This is a genomic window from Longimicrobium sp., from assembly GCF_036554565.1.
In the GTDB taxonomy this organism is placed as follows: Bacteria; Gemmatimonadota; Gemmatimonadetes; order Longimicrobiales; family Longimicrobiaceae; genus Longimicrobium.
Genome location: NZ_DATBNB010000477.1, coordinates 1 through 2,404, shown reverse-complemented (window position 1 = coordinate 2,404; position 2,404 = coordinate 1). Strand labels below are relative to the sequence as shown.

Below are 2,404 nucleotides of genomic sequence, written 5' to 3'. Positions count from 1 at the left end.
GGGCGCCATCACCCTGGCGTACGACCACTCCGGCCGCCGCTACGGGCCAGAGGACCTGACCGTGGCGCAGGAGATGGCGCGCCGCGCGGCGCTGGCCATCGACAACGCCCGCCTGTACGCCGAGGCGCAGGAGGCGGTGCGGGCGCGCGACTCGGTGCTGGGCGTGGTGTCGCACGACCTGCGCAACCCGCTGGCCGCCATCCTCCTGCACGCCGATTTCCTGCTGGCCGACCCTGGCCTCCCCGCCGACGCGCGCGAGTCGGCGGAACAGGTGGTGCGCGGCGCCGAGGCCATGGAGCGGATGATCCGCGACCTGCTGGACGTGGCGCGCATCGAGGCCGGGCAGCTGCGGGTGGAGGCCGCTCCCCTTTCCGCATGCGGGCTGCTGGACCAGGCGGCGGCGATGATGATGCCGCTGGCGCGCGAGCGGGGAACGGCGCTGGAGCAGGTGCCTGTGGCGGAGTGCCCCGACGTGGCGGCCGACTTCGACCGGGTGATGCAGGTGTTCAGCAACCTGGTGGGCAACGCGCTGAAGTTTACGCCCGCTGGCGGTAGGGTGACGCTGGGGGCGGATCCCGGGCCGCGCGAGGTGAGGTTCTGGGTGCGCGACACGGGGCCGGGCATCGCGCCCGAGCACTTGGAGCGGCTATGGGAAAGCTTCTGGCAGGCGGACGGCCCCGCCCGCCGCGCCGGTGCGGGGCTGGGCCTGCCCATCGTCCGCGGCATTGTGGAGGCGCACGGCGGCCAGGTGGGCGTCGACACCGTGCCGGGCCAGGGCGCCACCTTCTGGTTCACCCTGCCGGTGGCGTGATTCGCCGAATCTACGCGTCCAGCAGCCCGAGCAGACTCCGGCGGATCTCGGGCCAGGGCTGCGCGAGATCGACCGAACGAACCTGCACCCGATAGCCCAGCAGGCGGTAGTCGAATCCGAATTGCTCGTGCACGACGGGATACAGCAGCATCCCCTCATGTGGCGTGCTGTGGCTGGCCGAACGGTTCTGCACGTAAGCCAGGATCTGGTACAGGTGCTCGGAGCTGACCTTCTTCTCCTTTCCCCGCCCGACGAGCGCTTCGGCGTAGAACTTGGTGTCGAGCACGATGCACCGGTCTGCCGCTTCGAGCACGATGTCGCACACCATCTCCGGCAGCCGGCGGATCTCCGTGGGTGTCCCCGTCGCCGCGTGCCAGTCCACTTTTGCTCCCCGGGACGTGAATCGCCGCTGTTCCAGCCGGTAGAAGTTGCGAACGAAGCTCTGGAACAGGCTGCCCATCCCTTGCGGCGTCGCCGCGTACTCACGAAACCGCAGGCTACCTGAACGCGGTTCGATCATCAGGTTTTCGTGGATCAGCCAGCAAATGCCGATCGCGAACTCGTACAAGCGGTTGTTTCCGTGCAGCTGAACCAGACGGAAGTCGTGCGCGGTGATCGATACATCCCGCACGGCGTCCATCTTCCGTTCCAGCTTGCGTACGCTGGAGCGGTTCTTCGGGTGCAGATTTTTGATCTGCTGCAACCGCCGGAGCGTCGCCTTGATGATCCGGTTGTGGAGAACGTCGTATTCCAGGTCGTCAAAGCGGCACCGCGTCCGAGCGTTGGCCAGTTCGGCGTGCTTGATGGTCGCGCCGAAATCCAGCTTGCCGCGGATGCCCTGGACGGAGTCGTCGCGGGGCACGTATCCGCGATCCAGCCCGCGCGTCAGCAGCGTTCCCACAGCTTGCGCCAGCACGTGCGCGAAGAGATCGTGGAGTTCGGCGTAGCCCTCCGCATCCACGTTTACCGCCTCCCGCTCGCCGACCAAATTCCAGGCGTACAGCAGGAGGCGATAAACGTTCTGGATGGGGACCTTCTGCTTGGTCTCCCTCACGAGAGCAGCCGCTCCACGTGCTCCCGGGCCTGCTCCTCGCGCCCGAACCAGTACTCGCGCAGCAGCGGCTCGATCTCCTGCCGGACCACGCGGACGTACCACGCGTCATCCAGTTCGCCCGCTCCTTCTTCGGGAACGAAGAAACTGTGGCCGATCTGGTATCCTGGTCCGAGGTTGCGGGTGTCGGCGGCGATGGCGTGGTTCAGCTCGTCCATCCTCTCCACGATTCGCCGCACGAGGTCTTCGGTGGCTCCGGCCTCGATAAGATAGTTGGCGAACCCCTCGTTGCCGAACGCCGGCAGCAGGCGGATGAAGCTGAAGCGCCGCCGCAGGGCGTAGTCCACCATTGCCAGCGAGCGGTCCGCCGTGTTCATCATCCCCAGCAGGTACACGTTCTGGGGGACATAGAACGTATCCTCGGGCGAGTACGTCAGGGGCACGGCGTACCGGGGGCTCCGCTTGTCGGCTTCGATGAGCATCATCAGCTCACCGAAGATCTTGCTGAGGTTGCCGCGGTTGATCTCGTCGATGATGAAGAC

General features: G+C 66.8%; 3 protein-coding genes. 1 reads left to right on the top strand and 2 read right to left on the bottom strand.

What is annotated here, in order from left to right; all coding sequences use genetic code 11:
• Positions 1–811: HAMP domain-containing sensor histidine kinase (locus tag VIB55_RS13070; protein ID WP_331877093.1), on the top strand; the 811-nt coding region annotated here is incomplete at its 5' end.
• A 10-nt stretch (positions 812–821) separates the two neighbouring features.
• Here the strand turns inward: VIB55_RS13070 and VIB55_RS13065 are convergent.
• Positions 822–1,865 carry a 5-methylcytosine restriction system specificity protein McrC gene (locus VIB55_RS13065; RefSeq protein WP_331877092.1) on the bottom strand — a complete coding sequence of 348 codons (1,044 nt, stop codon included), beginning with the start codon at positions 1,863–1,865 and terminating at the stop codon, positions 822–824.
• The coding region (locus VIB55_RS13060) for an AAA family ATPase (protein WP_331877091.1) at positions 1,862–2,404 on the bottom strand (543 nt) is incomplete at its 5' end. The genes VIB55_RS13060 and VIB55_RS13065, both read right to left, overlap by 4 nt.